Here is a 459-nt window from a genome sequence, read left to right as displayed (position 1 = left end):
GCCGACGGGCAGCGTGCGCAGGAACGGGACCGTGGCCGCGGCCGCCACGAGGAGCACGCCGTCCGGCTTGGCGTGCGTCGAGGCCAGCTTGGCGACGAACTTGTTCGTCGCGATGCCGACCGAGCAGGTGATGCCGTGCTCGGCCCGCACGCGCCGCCGCAGCTCGGCCGCGATCCGCGTCGGGGGCCCGAGCCGTCGCCTGGCCCCGCTCACGTCCAGGAACGCCTCGTCGACGCTCACCTGCTCCACGAGCGCCGTGATCTCGCCGATCGCCGCCATGACGGACCGGGAGACCTCGTGGTACCGCGTGTGGTCCGGGGGCACGACGATCGCCTGGGGGCACAGGCGGCGCGCCGTCACCATCGGCATCGCCGAGTGGACGCCGAACGCTCGCGCCTCGTACGTCGCCGCGAGGACGACCCCCCGCTCCGCGCCGCCCACGATCACCGGACGCCCCAC

General features: G+C 74.9%; 1 pseudogene. It reads right to left on the bottom strand.

Going from position 1 to position 459, the window contains the following annotated elements:
• Positions 1–459, bottom strand: a pseudogene (locus G3I78_RS48200) (DNA polymerase IV); the annotation flags it as partial.

It is taken from the genome of Streptomyces sp. SID13726, assembly GCF_010548375.1.
Lineage (GTDB): Bacteria > Actinomycetota > Actinomycetes > Streptomycetales > Streptomycetaceae > Streptomyces.
Note: the sequence above shows the minus strand (reverse complement) of the source record. Positions and strands in the feature narration are given on the sequence as shown.